The organism is Duganella sp. (genome assembly GCF_039595735.1).
Lineage (GTDB): Bacteria > Pseudomonadota > Gammaproteobacteria > Burkholderiales > Burkholderiaceae_D > Rugamonas.
This window is the reverse complement of sequence record NZ_JBCNLB010000018.1, coordinates 1-22,074: the sequence shown is the minus strand read 5'-3', so window position 1 is coordinate 22,074 and position 22,074 is coordinate 1. Positions and strand designations below refer to the sequence as shown.

Genomic DNA, 22,074 nt, shown 5'->3' with positions numbered 1-22,074 from the left:
TTCATCAGGAATACAGATCATAACGTGAAGCATGACAAATATGACACGTTAGCTGAAAAACAAAGGCGATTTTTATTTGGCGCAGCTGACGTCCACCGCCGCTGCCGCCGCTGCATCCAGTGCGATCGGCGCGCGCCAGGTCTCCAGCCACGGGATCAGCTGATCGCCCGGGATCGGACGGCTCATGAAGTAGCCCTGCCCCTGATCGCAACCCAGTTCCGCCAGCAGACGCCATACGGCTTCGCTCTCGATCCCCTCCGCCACTACGCGCAGGCCCATGTTGTGCCCCAGATCGATGGTGGAGCGCACAATCTTGGTGTCGCCTTCATCCTTCTCCATATTCAGCACGAAGGATTTGTCGATCTTCAGCTCATTCACCGGCAGGCGCTTGAGGTAGGCCAGCGAGGAATAGCCGGTGCCAAAATCGTCGATCGACAGGTCGAGCCCCATGGCGCTGAGGCGCTCCAGCGTGTTCTGGGCGCGCACCGGATCGTCCATGATGGCGCTCTCGGTGATCTCCAGGCAGAACGAACCGGGCGTCAGCTTATGGCGCGCCAGCAGGTCGGCAAACTTGGCCGGCAAGTCCTGATCCAGCAGGTCGCGCGTGGACAGGTTGACCGATACTTTCAGATGATGGCCCTTGCTGGCCAGCTCGCGGCACAACTCGGCCGACTTTTCCATCACCCAGCGCGTCAGCACGCGGATAAAGCCGGTCTGCTCGGCAAACGGAATGAATTCGTCCGGGAAGACATTGCCGCGCTCCGGATGCACCCAGCGCACCAGCGCTTCCATGCCGACCACGCGCCCGGTCTGCAGTGAGATCTTGGGCTGTACGTGCAGACGGAACTCGTTGCGCTCGATCGCGCTGCGCAATTCGGTGAGCAGCGACAGGCTCTTGGCGCTGCCCTTGTCCATCGCCGCGTCGTACACCACGGCGCCATCGTTGCGCTGCTTGGCGGTGTACATTGCCACTTCGGCCATGCTCAATAAGGTCTCGCCATCGTCGGCGTGCTCGGGGAAGCCGGCGATGCCTAGGCCGGCGCCGATGTCCACCGTCTGGTCTTCCAGCGACAGCGGGGTTTCCAGCGCCTGCAGGATTTCGGCCGCCATCAGCTGCGCCGCATCGATGTTCGCGGCCGGCAGCAGCACGGCAAATTCGTCGCCGCCCAGGCGCGCCACCTGCGCCGAGGACTGGCGGCGATTGGCCAGCAGCAGCTGCAGGCGGCCCGCCACCTGGCGCAGCAAGGCGTCGCCAAAGCTGTGGCCCATGACGTCGTTGACGTGCTTGAAGCGGTCCAGGTCCATCATCAGCACGAACAGCGCTTCCTCGCGGCGGCGCGCTTCCAGCAAAGCGTCATTCAGCAGCAGCACGAATTGCGCGCGGTTGGGCAGATTGGTCAGCGTGTCCCAGTACGCCAGGCGGCGAATCTCCTGTTCGCGCTTGGAGATCCCCTCGCGCATGGCGTCAAAGGCATGCGCCAGCTGGCCGATTTCATCTTCGCGCGTGCTGTCGATGGCGACCTTGTAATCGCCCTCCTCCAGCCGCTTGGCGGTCACCGCCAGTTGGCTGATCGGCTGGGCGATGCGCTTGGCGGTGAACACAATGGCCAGCGCCGAGGCGAAAATGCCGCCCAGCGTCAGGCCGATCAGCCAGCTCTCCAGGCGGCGGTAATCGGCGGTGGCCTCGTCGATCGAACGGGCCAGCAGCACGCTGGCGGTCTGGCCGTTGTCTTCACCGATCGACATCAGGCGCGCGCTGTAGCGGGCGGTTTCCACCGTGATGTCGAACGGGCCGGTGGGCGCGGCCGGCAAGGCTTGCAGTTGATCGACCACCACTTGCGCCGACGGGCCGACAAAGGTCGAGCCCACCGGCAGCCACTTGCCGCGGGCGTCGCGCGTCAGCACCGAGGTGTGCAGGGAGCTGACCTCGCGCATTTCGCCGGCCAGCTGGCGGTCGATCGGGAAGGTCATGACGATCCAGCCGATGGTGATCGGCGCCTTGATCGGCATGGCGACGATCTGGAACGGCCGGTGGTCGACGATGGCAAGGCCGGTCGCGCCGTCAGCCGCTTCGGCGGCGTCCAGCATGGACAGCGCCATGTTTTCCAGGCCGGCCGATTGCTTGGGGTTGGTGGTGGCGCTGATCTTGCGGTCGTCGCCGATCAGCATGGTGAGCGAGGCCTTGATACGGCGGCCGCTGTTGGCCAGCGCCGATTCGATGGTGGCGCGGTCGCCCTCTTCGTTGTTGCCGATGGCCGCCACAAAGGCGGTATCGCGCGCCAGCAGGCGCGCGCCGAAGCGCAGGCTTTGCGCGTTCTGCTCCAGCAGCCGGCGGAATACCTTGGTGCCGTTATTCAGTTCGGAACTGATGGCCGCGCGCGCGTTGCTGTCGATGCCCTGCTGGATGACGAACAGGCCGATCACCTGCACCGCCACGATCAGCACCAGGAACAGCGTGACGATGCGGCTTTCCAGGCTGCGAAAGCGCATTCGCTTGCCCAGGCTGCTCCTCTTAAAGACTGGTTCCGGCATCGTCCACCACCACTGGCTTCATCGGCAACTTGAAGATGGCGGTGGTCGGTTCCGCCCCCGCTTTCACCGTCAGCGTCTGTTCCGGCGTGGCGCCGCCCACCGTGTTGTAGTGCCACGCCTTGACCACGTACTTCCCGGCCGGCAGCTCGATGCGGGCCGCGCCGGCGCCATCGGTCTTGGCGAAATACGGGGTATCGACCACTTTGACGTAGGCGATCATCTTGTCATGGATATTGCAGCCCAGGACAACCGTCCCGGCCTTGTCGAACACCTGGGGCGCGGCGGCCTGGCCGGAGTATAGCTTCTGATCGAACTTGTGGGCCGGGGAGAACGAATAAATATGGTGCCGGACTTTGTCGTTATTCGGGAAATTGATGGTGGCGCCGACCTGCACCACCGTGACCAGCGGCATGAATTTCAGACCTTTCTGCTCGATCTGCACGCTGGCCGGCTTGCCGCCCGCGGCCGCGCCCTCCGCTTCCACATACACCACCGTATCCGGCAGTACCTTGCCGTTGGCGTCCTGCACCTGCACGGCGATGCCGGAAGCGCTGGCGCTGGCGCCGCCCAGCAGGCTGACGCAAAAGACGGCACGGCGGGTTGTACGATGCATAAGTTTCCTGTCTAGAACAAAACAATTTCCATAATTCATCATGTCGTCATAAATGTCCACTAAGATCGTACAGTTAAACCGATATTTGGCAAACGACCAATCGTGAATACCGCACTCAAGCCGGCCGCCGGCGCCACAGTCACTTATCTGAAACCCCGGGAAGCTGATGAGGAGGCCGTGTTGCGCGCCCATCTCTACGATATTCTGGCGCGGCGCCAGCTCAGTGCGCTGTTTCAGCCGATTGTACACATGCAGAGCGGCGAAATCATCGCCTATGAGGGCTTGATACGCGGCCCCTCCGATAGCCCGCTGCATTCGCCGCTGAATTTGTTCAAGGCGGCGCGCGCCAACGGCCTGACGGTCGAGGTCGAGCACCTGTGCCGCAAGGTGGTGCTGGAACGCTTTGCCGAGCTCGGTCTGCCCGGCAAGCTGTTCCTCAACGTCAGCCCGGAATGCCTGCTGCAGCGCGACGCCCGCCACGGCGAAACGCTGGAAGTGATCCACCAGATCGGCATCAACCCGGAACGCGTGATCATCGAGCTGACCGAAAACCAGCCCACCTACGACTACGACCTGATGCGCGATGCGGTGCTGCATTACCGCAAAATGGGCTTCCAGATCGCCATCGATGACCTGGGCGAAGGCTTTTCCAGCCTGCGTTTGTGGTCCGAGTTGCGGCCGGAATATGTCAAGATCGACATGCACTTCATCCAGGGCATCAACCACGACCCGGTCAAGCTGCAATTTGTGCGCTCGATCCAGGAAATCGCGGAAAAATCCAACACCCGCGTGATTGCGGAAGGCATCGAAACCCAGGCCGAACTGCTGGTGCTGCGCGACGTCGGCGTGGCTTACGGCCAAGGGTATCACCTGGGCCGCCCGCACCCGACCCCGGCCCGGGCGGCGCCGGCGGAGGTGGTCAAGGCGCTGTCGCGCAATGGCGTGGCGGTGTATCCGCAGCGCGCCATCGACAAGCAGGCCACCATCTGCAAGCTGCTGCATGAAGTGCAAGCGGTATCGACCAGCATGAACAACAACGAGGTGTACGGGATTTTCCAGCGCGCGCCGGACCTGCTGATTATTCCCGTGGTGGACGATGGCGTGCCGCTGGGCCTGATCAGCCGCTTTGTCATGATCGAGCATTTCGCCCGCCCCTACGAGCGCGAGCTGTACGGCAAGAAGTCCTGCCGCCAGTTCATGGACCACAATCCGCTGATTGCCGACAAATCCACCAGCCTGCAGGAACTGAGCTTCCGCATGGCCCAGGCCGACGCCCACCACCTGTTCAACGGCTTCATCATCACCGACCAGGGCCGTTACCTGGGCATGGGCACCGGCCACGACCTGATGCGCGAAATCACCCAGATGCAGATCCACGCCGCCCGTTACGCCAATCCGCTGACCCAGTTGCCGGGCAATGTGCCGATCACCGAGCATATCGACCGCCTGCTGGAGAGCGGCACCCGCTTCTGGGTGTGCTATTTCGACCTGGACCACTTCAAGCCGTTCAACGACGTGTATGGCTACCGCCGCGGCGACGACGTGATCCAGCTGACCGGCAATCTGCTCAGCAGTTATTGCGATCCCGACCGCGATTTTGTCGGCCACATCGGCGGCGACGACTTTATGGTGTTGTTCCAGAGCGAGGATTGGGAGCAGCGCTGCCAGACCGTGCTGGACGAATTCGGCCGCAACGTGCTGGACTTCTACAGCACCGAGGACCGCGAGCGCGGCGGCTACATCAGCGAGGACCGCCAGGGCAAGAAGGTGTTTTATTCCTTGATGAGTTTGTCCATCGGCGCGATCCGGGTGGAGCCGCACCAGTATTACACCCACCACCAGATCGCCACCGCCGCCGCGGAATCGAAGAAACAGGCCAAGAAGGTACACGGCAACAGCCTGTTCCTCGACCGCCGCCAGGCCCTGAACGGCTGATCACGCCACCGGCCGGCCCAGCCGCGCCGCCGCCTGCGGGTGGCGGCGGCGCCAGCGGCGCGCCAGTTCCTGCGCCGTCTTGACCGCCTGCGGCGTCATCACCAGCGTCATGCGGCGGCTGTTGCTGAGCGCGGCGATATCGCCACCCTGCGCCGACAGGGTCAGCCACATGAAGGACTGCAAGGGATCGCGCGGCACGCCGCGGCCGCTGCTGTACATGCCGCCCAGATTGAACTGGGCCAGCGCATGGCCCTGCTCGGCGGCCTTGGCGTACCAGTCCACCGCCTGCAGGTCGTCCTGCTCGACGCCGATGCCGTTGGCGTACATCACGCCGAGATTGTTCTGGGCGCTGGCATCGCCCTGCTCGGCGGCGCTGCGATACCAGGCGGCCGCCAGCGTATCGTCGCGGCTGACGCCGCAGCCGTTGGCGTACATCACCGCCACATTGAATTGCGCGCTGGCTGTGCCCTGCTCGGCAGCCAGCCGGTACCATTCCAGCGCGCGACGGTCGTCCCGTTCGACGCCGCAGCCGCGCGCGTACATGCCGCCAAGGTTGTACTGCGCCAGCGCATGACCGGCCTGCGCCGCGCGCTGATACCAGGTCAGCGCCAGATCGTGGTCATGCTCCACGCCTTTGCCATGCGACAGCAGCACCGCCAGATTGAACTGGGCATCGACGTCATCCTGTTCGGCCGCGCGCAGCAGCCATGACACGGCGCGCGGCGGATCGCACGGCACCCCCAGCCCTTCGGCATAGGCCACGCCGACCAGACGCTGGGCCGCCGGAATATCCTGCATGGCAGCCTGACGGAACCACGCCATCGCCTGCACCTCGTTGCGCCCGACGCCAAAGCCGTGCTTGTACATCAGTCCTAGGCGCAGCTGCGCATGCGGGTCGTTTTGCAGCGCGGCCTTGCGATACCACGCCAGCGCCATCGGATAATTGCGCGGCACGCCGCGGCCGTCCGCGTAGCATTCGCCCAGCAGGGTTTGCGCGCTGGCCAATCCCTGATCGGCAGCGCGGCAAAACCAGCTGTAGGCCATTTCATCGCTGCGCACCAGCCCGCGTCCCTTGCGGTACATCTGCCCAAGGTTTTGCTGGGCCGAGGCTTCGCCCTGACGGGCCGCGCTGCGGAACCAGTGCACCGCCAGATCATCGTCCGGCTCGACGCCGCGGCCGTAGTAATACATGGCGCCTAGCTGATTCTGGGCATAGGCCAGGCCTTGCCGGGCCGCCTTGCTCATCCAGTAACAGGCCTTGGCTTCGTCGCGCGCGACACCATCGCCGGCCTTGTACATGCGGCCGAGATTGAACTGCGCGTAAGCGTTGCCGCGCTCGGCGGCATCGAGAAACCAGCGGTAGCTGTCATACCCCTGTTGGGCCGTGCACGTTTTTTTCATGGCGCACCTCTGATCAAATTTGTAACAATGTTGACCAAAGTGTAAAACGCACTTTTCAGCGGGGTTTGCGCGCGCTCAATCGCGCCGCGATCAAGAACGATCGATTATTGTCCCGCGCGCTTCTGCAGAAACTGCGGCACCTTGGCGGCCGCCAGCTTGTTGACGGCCACCAGCAGGTCGGTATCGACCTGGGCAATGCCATAGCTGGCGCGCAGGTGGCGGCCGATGTGGATCAGCACTTGTGCCGCCACTTCGGCATCGGCCTCGGCGCGGTGGGCGGCGCTGCGAAACGGGATGCCCAGCGCACTGGACAGCTGGCCCAGCTTGTAGCTGCCCAGCTGCGGGAACACGCGGCGCGACAGCTTGAGCGAACACACCAGCGAGGCGTGGCGCGGCGCCAGGTCAAGCTGGGTCGCCTCGGCGCGCAGGAACTTCTCGTCGAAGCTGGCGTTGTGGGCTGACAGCGCATCGCTGCCGATAAAGTCCAGCAACTGCGGCACCACCTCCTCCACTGGCGGCGCGCCGTCCACCATGGCCTGGGTGATGCCGGTCAGGCCGGTGATGAAGGCCGGGATGCGCACGCCGCAATTGACCAGCGAAACGTAGCGCGCCACCACTTCACCGCCGACAATGCGCAGCGCCGCCACTTCGGTGATGCGGTCGCCCATGGCCGGCGACAGCCCGGTGGTTTCAAAGTCCAGCATGACGATCGGTTGGTCGAGCATGCCTGTCCTCAGCCGAATTTACGCACCGCATCCAGCGCCAGGCCGGCGCCGATGCTGCCAAATAAATCGCCTTCCACCTTGCGGGCGGACGGCACCAGCGCGCCGATGCGCTCGCGCAGCTTGAGGACGCCGCTGGAGCCGCCGGTGAAAAATACCGTGTCCACCTGTTCCGGCTTGACACCGGCGTCCGCCAGCAGCTGCTTGACCGTGGCTTCCACCGAGCCGACCAGATGGTCGATGGCGCCGTCAAACTGTTCACGGCGCAGCGACAGCGTCACGGGCGGCGCCAGGCGGTCCAGATCGAGCTGCACCTGCGCTTCGGCGGACAGGGCGATCTTGCCTTCCTCCGCCTTCATGGCCAGCCAGTGGCCGGCGCGCTCGTCGATCAGGCGCTGCAGGCGGCCCAGCTTTTCCTGCTCGTCCGAATCGCGCAGCAGGTCGGACAGCTGGGTCCACATTTTCTTGGTGTAGACCTGGTTGATGGTGTGCCAGGTGGCCAGGTTGAAGTAATAGCTGGACGGCACTTCGCTGTTGTTGCGCAGGCGGCTGCCATAGCCCAGCAGCGGCATGATGGACGACAGGCTCAGGTATTTATCGAAGTCGGTGCCGCCGATGTGGACGCCGCCGTTGGCCAGGATATCGTCGCGGCGCTCGGTTTTTTTGGCGCGCCCGGGCGACAGGCGCACCAGCGAAAAGTCCGAGGTGCCGCCGCCGATGTCGGCAATCAGCACCAGTTCCTCGCGGTCGATCTGCGACTCGTAGTCAAAGGCCGCGGCAATCGGCTCGAACTGGAAGGCGATGTCCCTGAAGCCCACCGAGCGCGCCACTTCGGCCAGCGTGTCTTGCGCCAGCCGGTCGTTTTCCTGGTTGTCGTCGATGAAGTGGACCGGGCGGCCAAACACCGCCGAGCTGAATTCGCGGCCGGCCGCACGCTCGGCGCGGCGCTTCAGTTCGCCAATGAACTGGGACAGCAGCATGCGGAACGGCAGCGCGCGCCCGCCGACCTCGGTCTGGCCGTCGATCAGGCTGGTGCCAAGCAGGCTTTTCATGGAGCGCATCAGGCGGCCTTCGTAGCCGGCCAGATATTCACCCAGCGCGGCGCGGCCATAGGTGACCTGGTCGTCATCCGCGTTAAAGAAGACAACCGAGGGCAAGGTGGTCTTGCCATCCTCCAGTCCCAGCATCACCGGGTGGCCGGGACGCACCCAGCCGACGGTGGAATTGGACGTGCCGAAATCGACGCCGCAAGCTATGGCCATCTTGCCCCTTCCTGTAAATTAAGGGGCGATATGCTATCAGAAAAAGCGCCATCGCAGGGAAAATTGCAGCATAGCCACATGGGAGAAGATATTTCTTTCCAGAAATGCGATATTTATTGCCAGCGGGTAATTTTTTAATTATTCTAGATTACCTGATAAAAATACAATCCTAGCCCTGTGCCCCGAGACGATGAGCAAATCCAAGCTGACAGTAGAGCACTGCGCGACCGAGCTGAAAGCCGTGATCGCCAGTGAAAACCGCCGTGTCACCTCGTATGACGTGGCGCTGGTGGCGGGCGTCTCGCAATCGGCGGTGTCGCGCTGCTTCAAGCCGGGCGCCAGCGTTTCCAAGAGTACCTACGCGCGGGTGATGCAGGCCGCCGCCCTGCTTGATTACATTCCCAATGCCGCCGCGCGCAGCCTGATCACGCGCCGCTCGAACATGATCGCGCTGATCATCACCAATCAGGCCAATCTGTACTATCCGGAGCTGCTGGCCGAGGTCAGCCGGCAATTCACCATGCGCGGCAAGCGCTTGCTGATGTTCACCCTGCAGCGCGAGTCCGACGTCGACCGCGTGCTGGCCGATGTCTGGCAATACCAGGTGGACGGCGTGCTGGCCGCTGCCCGCCTGACCGACGCCCATATTGCCGAATTCGACCGCCGCCGCATGCCGCTGGTGCTGTTCAACCGCATGCTGCGCGACCGCTGCGTCAACACGGTGACCTGCGACAACCTGGAAGCCGGCCGCCTGCTGGTCACGCGCCTGGCCGCCGCCGGCCACCGCCAGTTCGGCATCATCGCCGGCGACGAAGACTTGAGCGTGGCCTACGAGCGCCGCCGTGGCGCCTGCGAGCGCATTGCCGAACTGGGCCTGCCGGCGCCCGTCATCGTGCCCGGCCAGTACGATTACCGCAGTGGCGCGCAGGGCCTGAAAACCATCATCGCCCAATTGGGCGGCGTGCCGGACGCCATCATTTGCGGCGGCGACGTGATGGCCATCGGCTGCCTCGATTGTGCCCGCCACGAGCTGGGCATCGACGTGCCGGGCCAGTTATCGGTGGCCGGCTTTGACGCCGTGGAACCGTCCAACTGGATCAGCTACAACCTGACCACGCTGCGCCAGCCGATGCCCAGGATGGCGGCCGCCGCGGCCGATCTGCTGTGCGCGCGCATCGCCCAGCACGACACTGAAATTGAAAAGCGCGTGTTCAGCGCCCAGTTCATCGAGGGCGCCACCGCGCGCCTGACGCCCGCCGCCGCCGCGCCGGCCCGCGCCGCTACCGGCTTGGCGCTGCCGGTGGCTATAATGTAGCGGATGAACCAGTCGAATAATTCTCCCCGCTTTACTCCGCAAGGCCTGATCCCGACCGCTGAACAGACCGCCATCCAGCTGGCGCAGAACAAGGTCGTGCTGATCGACGCCAACGCCGGCGCCGCCAAGACCACCACGCTGGCGCTGCGCATCGGCGAGGCGCTGGCGCGCAACCTGGCGCCGGAACAGATCCTGGCGCTGACCTTTACCCCGGAAGCGCGCGAAGTACTGCGCCGGCGCCTGCTGGAAGTGGGCGTGGCGCCAGCCATGGTGGAACGCATCGCGGTACTCAGTTTTGAAGATTTTTCCGCCTGGATGATGGATCTGGTCGACAGCGACGGCGTGCGCCAGTGCGGCGAGGTGCGCGCGCTGAAAAACTACGCGCTGCAAGCCATGGACCGCACCGCCGAGCGCTACGCCGGCCGCGTCGACGGCCTGGAGCTGCACACCCACAGCCTGGCGCTGAGCCAGTTCCTCGATGTGCAACTGGGCCTGAAAGCCACCATGGCGCTGGATGCCGACGTCGAATTCATGGCGCCGGAGGAAGCCGCAGAAGTGCTCGGGGTGCCGCTGACCGACTACCTGACCGCACTGGAATATGAAAAGCTGCGTCTGGACAGCGGCGCCGGCGCGGTATTCCGCGGCCCGTTTGACGCCACCTATGACCTGGCCTGCAATCTGCATGGCGGCGCCCGCCTGGCCGAGCAGTTCCCGGATTACCGGCTGGTGCTATGCGACGAGCTGCACGACCTGAACGAAGCCGCCTTCCGCATCCTGGACGCGCTGATTGACCGGCCGCACAGCTATTTCGTCGGCGCCGGCGACAAGGATCAGGTGATCTACGCCAGGCTCGGCGCCAGCGACGAATACCTGAACCGCCGCTTTGCCGAGCGCTACCCCAAGCTGCAGCGCTATCCGCTGACGCAAACCTATCGCCACGGCCCGCACCTGGCCTGCGCCATGGCCGAGTTCAAGCAAAAGCCGGTGGAATCGCAACTGCCGCTGCGCACTGAAATCCAGCAAGCCCACTATGGCAGCGCCGCCGAATGTGCGCAGCGTGTGGTGGCGGCGGTGCGCCAGTGGAAGACCGACGGCTACAGCCTGGACGGCTGCGCCATCCTGCTGCGCGACCGTCACCAGTCGATGGTCATCGAAAATGCGCTGATCGAGGCCGACATCGACTACCGCACGCCCCCCATGGCCGGCTATCTGCAGCGCGATGAGATCCTGTTCCTGCGCGGCCTGCTGGCGATTGCGCTCAAGGACTTTGGCGCCGTCAAGTCCGAGCAGGTGCGCACCGCCATCGTCGATGCGCTGGTGGCTTTCAGCGAAATGAAGTTTTCGGCCTATAGCATGGACAACTTCAAGCAGCAGATCCTGAAAAGCCCGGACCTGCTGGGCGAACTGTTCCTGATCGAGGATGAGCGCCGCAACGGCGTCGAACCCGGCTACCGCGACGTCGCCAGCGAGGGCACCAAGCGCGCCGTGATCGCGGCGCTGGCGTGGCTGGCCGAGGTTGACAAGGACGCGCCGGCCGCCGCCGTGCTGAGCGAGCTGTGCGAGCGGGTGCAACTGGCGGCCACCGCGCGCCGCATCTTTGTGCGCGCCTATGATGCCGGCGTCATCAATAAGTCCATCCACAGCCTGCTGGAGGCGGCCGCCGCTTCCGGTCAGAGCCTGCGCGCGTTCTGGAGCGCGGTCAACGCGCGTGAAGCCTTCATCCGCCGCAAGCGCGACCGCAAGTCGGTGCTGATCGAATGCGCCGGCAATGCCAAGGGCAAGGAATTCGACCATGTGATCTTGCCATTTCTGCAAGACGGCGAATTCCCCCATCCGCAGCAGCCGCGGCGCGAGGAGGAAAATCTGTTCTACGTCGCCGCCACCCGCGCCCGCGCCCGTCTGACCCTGCTGTCGCCGACCGAACCGGCCCAGCGCAGCAGCTTCATCGCGCAGTTGCGGCTGCCTAAATCTTCAGCAGCGGCCGAGGCCGCACTGGAGCGTAACGAACGGGCCGCCGCTGCGCCGCCAACTGTGGCACCATCGCGCCACTACCTGACGGCGGGCTTCCATGAAAAGGATGCAGTCAAGGCACTCGGGGCCAAATTCGACATTGCCCGCCGCGCCTGGTATGTCGAAAGCGATGTCGATTTACAGCCATTTGGCCCTTGGCTGAAAAAATAATGCATGAAACCAATATTTCCAAGGGAAACCCTTATATAATACCGGTCGCGGCTGGAGGTACAGCCTCACACCCTTGTGTGTCCCTTGTCCCACAAACAAAACCAATTCGGGAGTATTACGATGAAAGCTAAAACCAATCTTCTGCTGGCAGCCTGCACCATCGCTCTGCTGAGCGCTTGCTCGACCCCAGCACCAGCCCCTGCGCCAGCACCGGCCCCGGCACCAGCGCCAGCCCCTGCGCCAGCACCAGTCGCCGCGCCAGTGCCAGCCCCGGTGGCTGCCCCACTGCCAGCCTACCTGGACCCGAACAGCTCGATCTACAAAAACCGTAGCGTATACTTCGACTTCGACAAGTACACCGTCAAGCCGGAATTCGACGCCCTGGTTGCTGATCACGCCAAGTTCCTGGCTGCCAACCCGAACGTAGCGATCAAAGTCGAAGGCAACACCGACGACCGCGGCGGCGCCGAATACAACCTGGCCCTGGGCCAGAAGCGCGCGCAAGCCCTGATCACCGCCCTGAAAGTACAAGGCGTGAAAGAAGGTCAGATGGAAGCCGTGTCGTACGGTAAAGAGAAAGTCACCGGCACCGACGACGCCGCCCGCGCGCACGACCGTCGCGACGACATCGTCTACCCAAGCAAGTAATTCGCTTGATAAAGTGATGTAAGATCAAACGCCCGGCCCCAAAGCCGGGCGTTTTTCATTTCCGGACCCGACCATGAAGAGTAATCCCCACGACATCCGCCACGCCTTCCGCCGCGAGTTCAGTGACTGGCGGCTGTGGCGCGCGCGCTGCGTGGTGGTGGCTTTTGCCGCGCTTGCCGGTCTGGCCGTGGTGGGTTTCACCGCGGTCTCGGAATTCGCGTTTGCCCAATTTTTCGGCCTGTACCAGAGCTGGCGCTGGTCGCCGCTGATCTGGACGCCGCTGTGCACCGCCGCCATCGTCTGGCTGACGCGGCGCCATGCCGCCGGCGCGGGCGGCTCCGGCATCCCGCAAGTGATGGCCGCGCTGGAGCCGGTGACGGCACCGGACAAACAGGGCCTGTTCGTTTCGCTCAAACTCAGTATCGTCAAAGTATTGCTCACCACCTGGGGGCTGCTGGCCGGCTTGTCGCTGGGGCGTGAAGGGCCGTCGGTGCAGGTGGCGGCCGGCGTCATGCTGAGCGCGCGCCGCTGGCTGCCGGAACGCAGCGGCGTCAGCGCCCATGGCCTGTTGGTGGCTGGCGGCGCGGCCGGCATTGCCGCCGCCTTCAACACGCCGCTGGGCGGCGTCATGTTCGCCATCGAAGAATTATCGCGCACGCCGGAGCAGCGCAGCAGCGGCCTGCTGATGGCAGCGATCGTGCTGGCCGGCCTGATGGCCGTCTCCATCAACGGCAACGCCACCTATTTTGGCTTGATCCATGCGACCGGCATCGATACATCCCTGATCGTGCCCGGCCTGCTGGTGGCGCTGGCCAGCGGTCTGGCCGGCGGCCTGTTTTCACGCCTGCTGATCGCCTCGCTGAGCGGTCCGGCGCGCGACAGCTTCAGCCGGCTGCGGGCGCGCAGGCCGGTGCTGTTCGCGGCCGCCTGCGGCCTGGGTGTCGCGGCAATTGGCATCTACTCGGGCGGCGCCGTGTTTGGCAGCAGCTCCGACCATACGCGCGACATGCTGGCCGGCGGCGAACACGCGCCGGGCATTTTCTTCTTCCTCAAATTTATCGCCACCTGGCTGACCGCGTGGTCCGGCGTGCCGGCCGGGATCTTCGCGCCCTCGCTGGCCATTGGCGCGGCGCTGGGCAACGACATCGCCCTGCTGCTGCAGTATCCGCATGCCAGTGCGCTGATCGCGCTGGGCATGGTGGGCTTCCTGGCGGCGGCCACCCAAGCGCCGCTCACTTCCTTTATCATCGTGATGGAAATGGTCGACGGCCATGCCATGGTGCTGAGCCTGATGGCGTGCGCGATGGTGGCGCGCACCGTGTCCCATGTGCTCAGTCCCCCGTTGTACGCGAATCTGGCGCAGGCGCAGTTACTGCGACTGCCACAGACGTCCTCTCCCTAAAGAGAGCGGCGAAAACAAGCTGTAGTCGTTATGCTCGAAGTTTCCGTTCATCCCATTCAGGCGAAGGAAGTTTCATGAAAAATCTCACTACTGCCGCCGGCGCTCCCGTCGTCGACAACCAGAACACCCAGACCGCCGGCCCGCGCGGCCCGGTACTCCTTCAGGACGTATGGCACCTGGAAAAGCTGGCGCACTTTGCGCGCGAAGTGATTCCGGAGCGCCGCATGCACGCCAAGGGCTCCGGCGCCTACGGCACCTTCACCGTTACCCACGACATCAGCAAGTACACGCGCGCGGCGCTGTTCTCGGAGGTCGGCAAGAAGACTGACGTGTTTATGCGCTTCTCCACCGTGGCCGGCGAGCGCGGCGCGGCCGATGCCGAGCGCGATATTCGCGGCTTCGCCGTCAAGTTCTACACCGAGCAAGGCAACTGGGACATCGTCGGCAATAACACGCCGGTGTTCTTCTTCCGCGATCCGCTCAAATTCCCGGACCTGAACCACGTGGTCAAGCGCGATCCGAAGACCAATCTGCGCAACGCCGAAAACAACTGGGACTTCTGGACCCTGCTGCCGGAAGCGCTGCACCAGGTCACCATCGTCATGAGCGACCGCGGCATCCCGAAAGGCTACCGCCACATGCACGGCTTCGGCAGCCACACCTTCAGCTTCATCAACGCCGCCAATGAGCGCTTCTGGGTCAAGTTCCACTTCGTGTCGCAGCAGGGAATCGAGAACCTGAGCGATGCCGAAGCGGCGGCCCTGATCGGCGTTGACCGTGAAAGCTCGCAGCGCGATCTGTTCGACGCCATCGAGCGCAAGGAATTCCCGCGCTGGAAACTGGCGGTGCAGATCATGCCGGAAGCCGATGCCTCCAAAGTGCCGTATCACCCGTTCGACCTGACCAAGGTATGGCCGCACAAGGATTACCCGCTGATCGACGTCGGCATCCTGGAGCTGAACCGCAATCCGGAAAACTACCACGCGGAAGTGGAGCAGTCGGCCTTTTCGCCGGCCAACGTGGTGCCGGGGGTCGGCTTCTCGCCGGACAAGATGCTGCAATCGCGCCTGTTCTCGTATGGCGATGCGGCACGCTATCGCCTGGGCGTGAACCATCACCAGATCCCGGTGAACGCGCCGAAGTGCCCGTTCCACAACTACCACCGCGACGGCGCCATGCGCATCCTGCCGAACGAAGGCGGCGGCACGCCGTATGAGCCGAACAGCCGCGGCGAATGGGTCGAAAGCCCGCAGTTCAAGGAACCGCCGCTGTCGCTGGAAGGCGCGGCCGATCACTGGAACCACCGCGTCGACACCGACTACTACTCGCAGCCAGGCAATCTGTTCCGCCTGCTGACGGCCGAGAAGAAGCAACTGCTGTTTGAAAACACGGCGCGCGCGATTCACGGTGTGTCCAAGGCGGTGCAGGAGCGTCACATCTACAACTGCACCCAGGCCGACCCGGCCTACGGTGCCGGCGTCGCCGCTGCCATCGCTGCGCTGGAAGGCAAGTAAAAGCGGTACAATGAGGCGGCCCTGACTTTGTCGCCGCCTCATTGACGATGCCCTTTAAATCCCTGCTTGTCGCGCTATTCCTCCCAGCTGCCGCCAGTGCGCAGCAAATCGCATGGCTGTGGGATGGCGCGGCGCTTCCCGCGTGGTCGCAGCGCGAAGCGGCAGTGCTGCAACGTCATATCCTCCTGAGCGGCGACACCGCCCTCACCCGGCCCCGCGCCGGCTGGCCGCCCGCGTCGCGCATCACGCCGGTGGTGCATGTGGAAGTCAGCACCGTCAAGCCTCCCATCGATATCGAAAGCCGCCGCGCCATGATCGTGCGGGCGATGCACGAAGCCGCGGATGTCAGCACTTCCGGCTGGGTCCAACTGGACATGGAAGCGAAGCCGTCGCAACGCCTGTTCTACCGTTCATTGGTGCGGCAGCTACGCAGCGAGCTGTCGCCGCAAATGAAGCTGAGCGTCACCGCACTGGCCTGGTGGTGCCGATCGCCGGCATGGCTGGACGACCTGGGCGCCGATGAAGTGGTTCCCATGTTCTTCCGCATGGGGAAAGACAGCGCGCGCCTGCGCGACATCATCGTACATTCGCCCGCCACACTGCACGCCAGCTGTCGCGACGTCGCCGGATTCTCGCCGCAGGAAGCGTTTGCACCGCAAGTGACAGCACGCTATCACAAGACATATTGGTTCGACCGCTACGCCTGGAAGCGTGGCACAGACATTGGGAGTACTCCATGATTCGCAGTTATAAAACAGGCGTATTCGCTGCCGCGCTGCTGGCCGCCGCCAACGCCGGCGCCAGCGGCGACCTCCCCTACGACCGCTACGTCAGCCGCTATGCGCCGGACATCCCGCTGGAGCGCTATCAGGGCGGAGAGCTGGGCGTAGTGCTGCCGACCTATGCCCGCGCCTATCTGTATGCTGCCTGGCGCGGCGTGATGCTGGGCGCGCGCGAGGTGAAGACATCGCCGGGCATGCAACATGGTTTGACCGTCTCGGTGGAAGGCCGTCCGGGCGGCTATGGCGACTGGCGCCAGAACGCGCCGGACGATGTGTATGCGGCCTGGCGCGACGCGGTCAGCGCAGCCTTGAAACGCGAGGTGCTGCCCGCACGCGAGAACGACAATGTCGCCAACACCTATCGCAGCTGCCCGGACAGCAGCTACTTCTTTGCCGCGCAAACGCTGAATGATCTGGCCAGGCGCAGCGATGCCACACCGGCGCGCCTTCAGGCGTGGGTGGCCACGCAACGGCAGGTGTTCCTGGTATGCGGCGACAATCCTGAGGCGCGCCGTCCGGGCTATGGTCAGCCGAAAGTGGTTGCCGCTCAGCCGACGGCGCTGCCGCCGACGGAGGCGCTTTACTGGCGGCAGATGCAGGAGTATCAGCTGGCGTCAGCCGCTTTCTATGCCGAGGACTACACCCGCAGCGGCAAGCTGTTTGCCCACATCGGCGCCACCGACAAGCATCCGTTGCGCCACTGGGGCAAGTACCTGGCCTTGCGGTCGCAGGCGCGCGCGGCCACTTACATTTCACCGTCGGTATCGCAGGAAGAGCGCTGGAAGCAGCAGCAGGCCATCGCCGCCGAAGGCCCGGAAGCCGCCGCCGCGCGCCAGGCGGCGCAGCAGCAGAAAGTCGACGCGATTCAGGCCGGTATCGATGACATCGTTGCCGATCCGGCGCTGAAGGACCTGCACGAAGACGCGCGCGCCATCGGCCGCGCCATGCGTGCCACGCTGACGCCGAAGGTACGCTTCGCTGAATTGAGCAAAGCGCTGGACAATCCGCGCATCGATCCCTACGCCGACGACCAGTTGGGTGACTGGCGTCTGTTGGCCGACCAGCTGATGCCAGTGGCAGCGCTGCGCAAATCGGTGGGTTTCATCGACTGGATACAAAGCATTCAGCAGTGCCACGGCGATAAGCCGGAGGCCAGCTGCGAACAGGAACGCGATCACGCCCTGGAGCAATGGCGCCGCCACGTCAAGGACGGCAACAAGGCGCAAGCCCGCGTGTGGCTGATGGCTGCCGCGATGCGCGGCGACGCAATGCCGGCAGACCTGGAGAAAGCCTGCCTGCAGGTCATGGCCGAAGCACCGGAATACCTGACCGTGCGTTATGCGCTGGCGCGTCACTATCGCGTCAGCAAGCAGGCGGACAAAGCACGTGCGCTGGAAGACGCCATGCTGGCGCAACTGGGCGCCGCATCGTCGGCCAGCGCACGTAATCTGTTCCGGCAGGAGCGTTTGGCGATGGCGACGTCACCCGCTGAAGCCGTGCCGTATTTGCTGCGCGCCCCGCTAGAAAGCCGCGATGGCGACACCGGCGAGAAGGCGGATGCCACGCCGGCCGACCTGGAACTGGCGTCTGACGGCCAGCGCTGGCTTAACAGCGGACTGGCCACGGCTGATCTGTACGCGCTGAGCGCCGACCCGCGCCTTCCGCTGTCGCTGCGCGGCCGGATCGCGATCGCGGCGTGGATGCGCTTCGATCTACTGGGCAAGCAGTCCGACGCCATTGCCGCCGCCAGGCGCATCGAACAAGCCGCGCCGGCGCTGGCTGCGGACGTGCGCAAATATCAGACGCAGGCCAGCGATCTGGAACGGCGTCACACCATGCTGCTTGCCGCCTTGAAGTGGCAACTGACGCCGACACTGAACTGGTACAACGCGACGCGCGGCGAATTCACGCAACTGCCGCCAGATGACGTCACCGCCAGCATGTGGTGCAAGCTGCCGGCCAAAGCGGGCGTCACCATCAATGAGGAAACCGCCATCGAAATGGCGCCGCCCGCGCCTGACACGGGCAACGCCGCTGTGCGTGACAAGGAACTGGAACAACTGGGCAGCCTGAAGACCGCTACCGGTTTTGTTGGCGACCATGTCCTCAGCCGCGCGACCAACGTGCCGAAAGATCCGGATCTGCCGTGGCTGCTGTATGTCGTGGTGCAATCCACACGCGGCGGGTGCCTCGACGCTGATGCCAAGACGCTGTCAAAACGGGCTTACGTCCTGCTCGGCAAGCGCTACGGCAACACAGAATGGTCGCGCAAGACCCCCTATTACTATTGATCCAGCTCAAACGCGGGGCACGGCGCCGGAATAAGCTGAGGCTTTTGGAGGCGCTTCATGCAGACACTGGCCCAGCCCCGCACCACTTCATGCCACGACGAAGATTGGGTCCTGTGGATAGACACGCAGGTACGCCTACTGTCGCAAAAGCGATTCTCCGAGCTGGACGTCGAGAATCTGGTCGAGGAGCTCGACGGCATGAAGAAAAAAGAAATGCGCACGCTAAAGAACAGGCTGCGAATCCTCATCATACACGGTCGTCCAGACACTGGATCACGGCTTCACACCGTAGCCATCACGCCTGAGCGTTGCAGCAGCGTGGCGCAACGTTTGGAGAGGTGCTGGACCTGCAGCGTCTTGCCAGCACGGGCGTAGCGCTCGCTCAGCGTGGCGACCGCCACCACGGCAGAATGATCGGCCAGGCGCAGGTGGCGGCAATCCAGCACGGTCTGCTCGGGATCACCCTGTGGGTCGAACAGATCGTTGAAGCGGGCCACCGAGGCGAAGAACAGCGTGCCGTGCAGCGTATAGGTTTTGACGTCGTTGGCCATGGCCGCATCGGCACGAATCTCGCGTGCGTGGCGCCAGGCGAAGCCCAGGGCCGCAATCACGATCCCGCACAGCACGGCAATTGCCAGGTCGGTGGCAACCGTAATCGCGGTGACGACGATAATCAGCAAGGCGTCATGGCGCGGCACTTTACCCAGCACTTGCAGCGAGCTCCAGGCAAAAGTCTGCTGCGCCACCACGAACATCACGCCCACCAGCGCCGCCAGTGGAATGCGTTCGATCAGCGGCGACAAAAACAGGATAAACAGTAAAATCATAATCCCGCTGACCGCGCCCGAGATGCGGGTGCGGCCGCCGGAACTCAGATTGATCATGGTCTGGCCGATCATGGCACAGCCGCCCATGCCGCCGAACAAGCCAGAGGTCACATTGGCCACGCCCAACGCCACGCATTCGCGGTTCGGCAAGCCGCGCGTTTCGGTGATTTCATCGGTGAGATTAAAGGTCAGCAGTGTTTCCAGCAGGCCCACCACCGCCATCAGCGCCGCGTAGGGCAACACGATGTGCAGCGTCTCCATGTTCATCGGCACCGACGGCAAGGCGAATTGCGGCAAGCCGCCGGCGATGCCGGCCATGTCGCCCAGCGTGCGCACCGGCAGATTCAATACGTGCGACAGCACGCCGACGCCAAGAATCGCCACCAGCGCCGGCGGCAAGGCCTTGGTCAGGCGCGGCAACAGATAAACGATCACCATAGTCAGCGCCACCAGCCCGCACATCCAGGCCAGTGAAACGCCATGCATCCAGGCGCCGTCGACTTTGAAATGCTGCAGTTGCGACCAGGCGATCACAATCGCCAGACCGTTGACGAAGCCCAGCATCACGGGATGCGGCACCATGCTGACCAGCTTGCCGAGCCGGAGCACGCCAAACAGCAGCATGAGCAAGCCGCTCAAGACCACAGTCGCGAGGAAATACTGCAGGCCATGTTGGGCCACCAGCGCCACGATCACCACCGCCATGGAACCGGCCGCGCCGGAAATCATGCCGGGGCGGCCGCCAAAAATGGCGGTAATAGTGCAAATAAAGAAAGCACCATACAAACCGGTGAGCGGATTCAGGTGCGCCACCAGCGCAAAAGCGATGCATTCGGGAACCAGTGCAAACGACGTGGTCAAGCCCGCCAATGCGTTTTTAGAAAATTGGGAAGACCACATTCAGGAAAAATCCGACAAGAATCGATGCAAAAATGCAACAGCTCATCTATTTTACACGGCTGAGTTCGAATTCTCATCGTTATGGGTGAACTGGCGCACATTCAGGACGGGGGTGAGGCGGGCACAATGGCACTGCCTCATCGATCAACCAGCCAGTCAAACTACGCCATGACTACCTTGCTCTCCGCCAGCTACGCCCTGCAAAGACAGAAAATTGCCGTGGAACGCACGCTTTACGCGCGTTCGGCCGAAGAATCCCTGCTGGCGGCCCGCTGGGCCAGCGCCTGGCACAAGCTGGTGCAGCGCAAGCTGGACCAGGACCTGGCGTCGCGCCTGCCGGCGCGGCGGGAGTTTGACGGCTTCCTGATCGACCGGCCTTCCCGCGTCCTGCACTAAACCCTCACGCTGCGTAACGTTGTTGCGCCGGGCTGGCCGCTGCTGCGGCGCGGCCCTGGTAGCAATTGCCGGCGCGGCGTTCCATGCCATCGCGGTCCAGCACGGTCACGCAGCCGCGGCGGTAGGAGATCAGGCCTTCCTGGGCCAGCTTGCCGGCGGCGCCGGTGATGCTTTCGCGGCGCACGCCCAGCATATTGGCGATCATTTCCTGGGTGACTTTCAATTCATTGCTCAGCGAGCGGTCCAGACGTTCCAGCAGCCAGCGGCACAGCTTTTGCTCGATGCTGGTATGACGGCTGCCGGCCACGCTCTGGGCCAGTTGGGCAAACATCATGCTGGTGTAGCGCATCAGTTGCTGGGCCAGCGGACCGCCGGTATAGAACACTTCGCGCAGGACCGAGGTTTTCAGGCGATAACCATAGCCGGCGGTCTGCACCACGGCAGCATAGCTGGCGCGTTCGGTTGGATGCAGGGCCACGCCGACCACGCCTTCGCGGCCGACCACGGCGATCTCGGTGGTGGCGCCGTCCTCCATCACATACTGGAGGGAAACAATGGCATTGGTGGGGAAGTAGGTGTAATCGATGGCCTCACCGAAATCAAACAGATGCTTCCCTTCCGGCAACGTCACCAATTCCAGATCGTTGAACAGGGCCAGCAAATCATCGCGCGACAGTGCGCGCAGCAAATCATTCTGTTGCGCGCCGATCAGGCTGATGGATTGCTGTGGCGCGGCGGAGGAAGTGTGGATCGCATTCATGTTGAGCCCCTGATAGTGTGTGTCCAGTTGATGGAGACACTATACCCAGCGGCCTAAACCGCCGGTATAGGAGCACTTTGTAGTCCTATGTAGGCTACGAACATTGCAAAATGTCATCTTAGTCCTACGCAAACTCCGGGGTCAGGTCCGCCATTTCTACACGGTCTCGTCTGTGAAGTACGCTTTTCTGATGTAGCGCAAGTCGCGGTCGGCAATGCGGCCTACCCTGTGCGCATGACACGACCTCTCAGACTTGAATTTCCTGGCGCGCTTTACCATGTCACCAGCCGCGGTGATCACAAAGCGCTGATTTTTTACGACGATACCGATAGGGCTATGTGGCTACAGACTCTCGGTGAAGTCTGCGCGCGCTTTCACTTTTCCATCCACGCTTTCTGCCAGATGAATAATCACTACCATTTATTGCTTGAGACGACGGAAGGCAAGCTGTCCAAGGGCATGCGCCGATTGTGTCCCACGACGTGGTGTATGAAGAATTTGCCTGAAACGGCGAAGGAAGGCGGTCTGAAGAGGCGGCCATTGTGATTCTTGAGGTAATGTTGGGTTTGCGAAGACCTTAACGTAACCAGTAG

General features: G+C 63.5%; 17 protein-coding genes. 10 read left to right on the top strand and 7 right to left on the bottom strand.

Annotated elements, in window-relative coordinates; translation table 11 throughout:
* Nucleotides 1-72: 72 nt before the first annotated feature.
* Both ABDW57_RS23125 and ABDW57_RS23120 read right to left on the bottom strand, forming a co-directional pair.
* Complete coding sequence (locus ABDW57_RS23125) at nucleotides 73-2,490, bottom strand: EAL domain-containing protein (RefSeq protein WP_343732501.1); 2,418 nt, start codon at nucleotides 2,488-2,490, stop codon at nucleotides 73-75.
* 22 nt (nucleotides 2,491-2,512) lie between these two features.
* Entirely contained in the window at nucleotides 2,513-3,145 is a 633-nt protein-coding gene (locus ABDW57_RS23120) for a methylamine utilization protein (protein WP_343732500.1), read from the bottom strand.
* A 180-nt stretch (nucleotides 3,146-3,325) separates the two neighbouring features.
* Between ABDW57_RS23120 and ABDW57_RS23115 the strand changes: the two genes are divergently transcribed.
* Nucleotides 3,326-5,080 carry a GGDEF domain-containing protein gene (locus ABDW57_RS23115; RefSeq protein WP_343732582.1) on the top strand — a complete coding sequence of 585 codons (1,755 nt, stop codon included), beginning with the start codon at nucleotides 3,326-3,328 and terminating at the stop codon, nucleotides 5,078-5,080.
* Here the strand turns inward: ABDW57_RS23115 and ABDW57_RS23110 are convergent, their stop codons facing one another.
* The 3 genes from ABDW57_RS23110 to ABDW57_RS23100 form a co-directional block, all read right to left on the bottom strand.
* Complete coding sequence (locus ABDW57_RS23110; protein ID WP_343732499.1) at nucleotides 5,081-6,481, bottom strand: tetratricopeptide repeat protein; 1,401 nt, start codon at nucleotides 6,479-6,481, stop codon at nucleotides 5,081-5,083.
* A 104-nt stretch (nucleotides 6,482-6,585) separates the two neighbouring features.
* Nucleotides 6,586-7,206, bottom strand: coding sequence for a 3'-5' exonuclease (locus tag ABDW57_RS23105; RefSeq protein WP_343732498.1), 621 nt, complete (start codon nucleotides 7,204-7,206; stop codon nucleotides 6,586-6,588).
* Nucleotides 7,207-7,214: 8 nt separating this feature from the next.
* Complete coding sequence (locus tag ABDW57_RS23100) at nucleotides 7,215-8,465, bottom strand: Hsp70 family protein (protein WP_343732497.1); 1,251 nt, start codon at nucleotides 8,463-8,465, stop codon at nucleotides 7,215-7,217.
* 190 nt (nucleotides 8,466-8,655) lie between these two features.
* Here ABDW57_RS23100 and ABDW57_RS23095 point away from each other — a divergent pair, with 190 nt between their 5' ends.
* The 7 genes from ABDW57_RS23095 (at nucleotide 8,656) to ABDW57_RS23065 (ending at nucleotide 18,598) form a co-directional block, all read left to right on the top strand.
* Nucleotides 8,656-9,780, top strand: a complete 1,125-nt coding sequence (locus ABDW57_RS23095) for a LacI family DNA-binding transcriptional regulator (protein ID WP_343732496.1) — start codon at nucleotides 8,656-8,658, stop codon at nucleotides 9,778-9,780.
* Nucleotides 9,781-9,783: 3 nt separating this feature from the next.
* The gene (locus ABDW57_RS23090) at nucleotides 9,784-11,961 is read left to right on the top strand and encodes an ATP-dependent helicase (RefSeq protein ID WP_343732495.1); all 2,178 of its coding nucleotides are present in this window, start codon (nucleotides 9,784-9,786) and stop codon (nucleotides 11,959-11,961) included.
* Between the two features lie 120 nt (nucleotides 11,962-12,081).
* Nucleotides 12,082-12,609 carry an OmpA family protein gene (locus tag ABDW57_RS23085; RefSeq protein WP_343732494.1) on the top strand — a complete coding sequence of 176 codons (528 nt, stop codon included), beginning with the start codon at nucleotides 12,082-12,084 and terminating at the stop codon, nucleotides 12,607-12,609.
* 73 nt (nucleotides 12,610-12,682) lie between these two features.
* The gene (locus tag ABDW57_RS23080) at nucleotides 12,683-14,011 is read left to right on the top strand and encodes a chloride channel protein (protein WP_343732493.1); all 1,329 of its coding nucleotides are present in this window, start codon (nucleotides 12,683-12,685) and stop codon (nucleotides 14,009-14,011) included.
* Nucleotides 14,012-14,085: 74 nt separating this feature from the next.
* Complete coding sequence (locus ABDW57_RS23075; protein WP_343732492.1) at nucleotides 14,086-15,525, top strand: catalase; 1,440 nt, start codon at nucleotides 14,086-14,088, stop codon at nucleotides 15,523-15,525.
* 47 nt (nucleotides 15,526-15,572) lie between these two features.
* On the top strand, nucleotides 15,573-16,265 hold the full coding sequence (locus ABDW57_RS23070) for a hypothetical protein (protein ID WP_343732491.1): 693 nt from the start codon (nucleotides 15,573-15,575) through the stop codon (nucleotides 16,263-16,265).
* Entirely contained in the window at nucleotides 16,262-18,598 is a 2,337-nt protein-coding gene (locus ABDW57_RS23065) for a hypothetical protein (RefSeq protein WP_343732490.1), read from the top strand. Before ABDW57_RS23070 ends, ABDW57_RS23065 begins: the two co-directional genes overlap by 4 nt.
* 281 nt (nucleotides 18,599-18,879) lie before the next feature.
* Here ABDW57_RS23065 and ABDW57_RS23060 read toward each other — a convergent pair whose 3' ends face one another.
* Complete coding sequence (locus tag ABDW57_RS23060; protein WP_343732489.1) at nucleotides 18,880-20,325, bottom strand: SulP family inorganic anion transporter; 1,446 nt, start codon at nucleotides 20,323-20,325, stop codon at nucleotides 18,880-18,882.
* 168 nt (nucleotides 20,326-20,493) lie between these two features.
* Between ABDW57_RS23060 and ABDW57_RS23055 the strand changes: the two genes are divergently transcribed.
* Nucleotides 20,494-20,721: a hypothetical protein gene (locus ABDW57_RS23055; protein ID WP_343732488.1), complete on the top strand. Its 228-nt coding sequence runs from the start codon at nucleotides 20,494-20,496 to the stop codon at nucleotides 20,719-20,721.
* 4 nt (nucleotides 20,722-20,725) lie between these two features.
* Here ABDW57_RS23055 and ABDW57_RS23050 read toward each other — a convergent pair whose 3' ends face one another.
* Nucleotides 20,726-21,481 (bottom strand): Crp/Fnr family transcriptional regulator, encoded by a 756-nt coding sequence (locus ABDW57_RS23050; protein ID WP_343732487.1) that lies wholly within the window; start codon nucleotides 21,479-21,481, stop codon nucleotides 20,726-20,728.
* A 234-nt stretch (nucleotides 21,482-21,715) separates the two neighbouring features.
* On the opposite strand from ABDW57_RS23050, the gene ABDW57_RS23045 reads away from it, so the two are divergent.
* Nucleotides 21,716-22,027 (top strand): transposase, encoded by a 312-nt coding sequence (locus ABDW57_RS23045; RefSeq protein WP_343732486.1) that lies wholly within the window; start codon nucleotides 21,716-21,718, stop codon nucleotides 22,025-22,027.
* Nucleotides 22,028-22,074: the final 47 nt, after the last annotated feature.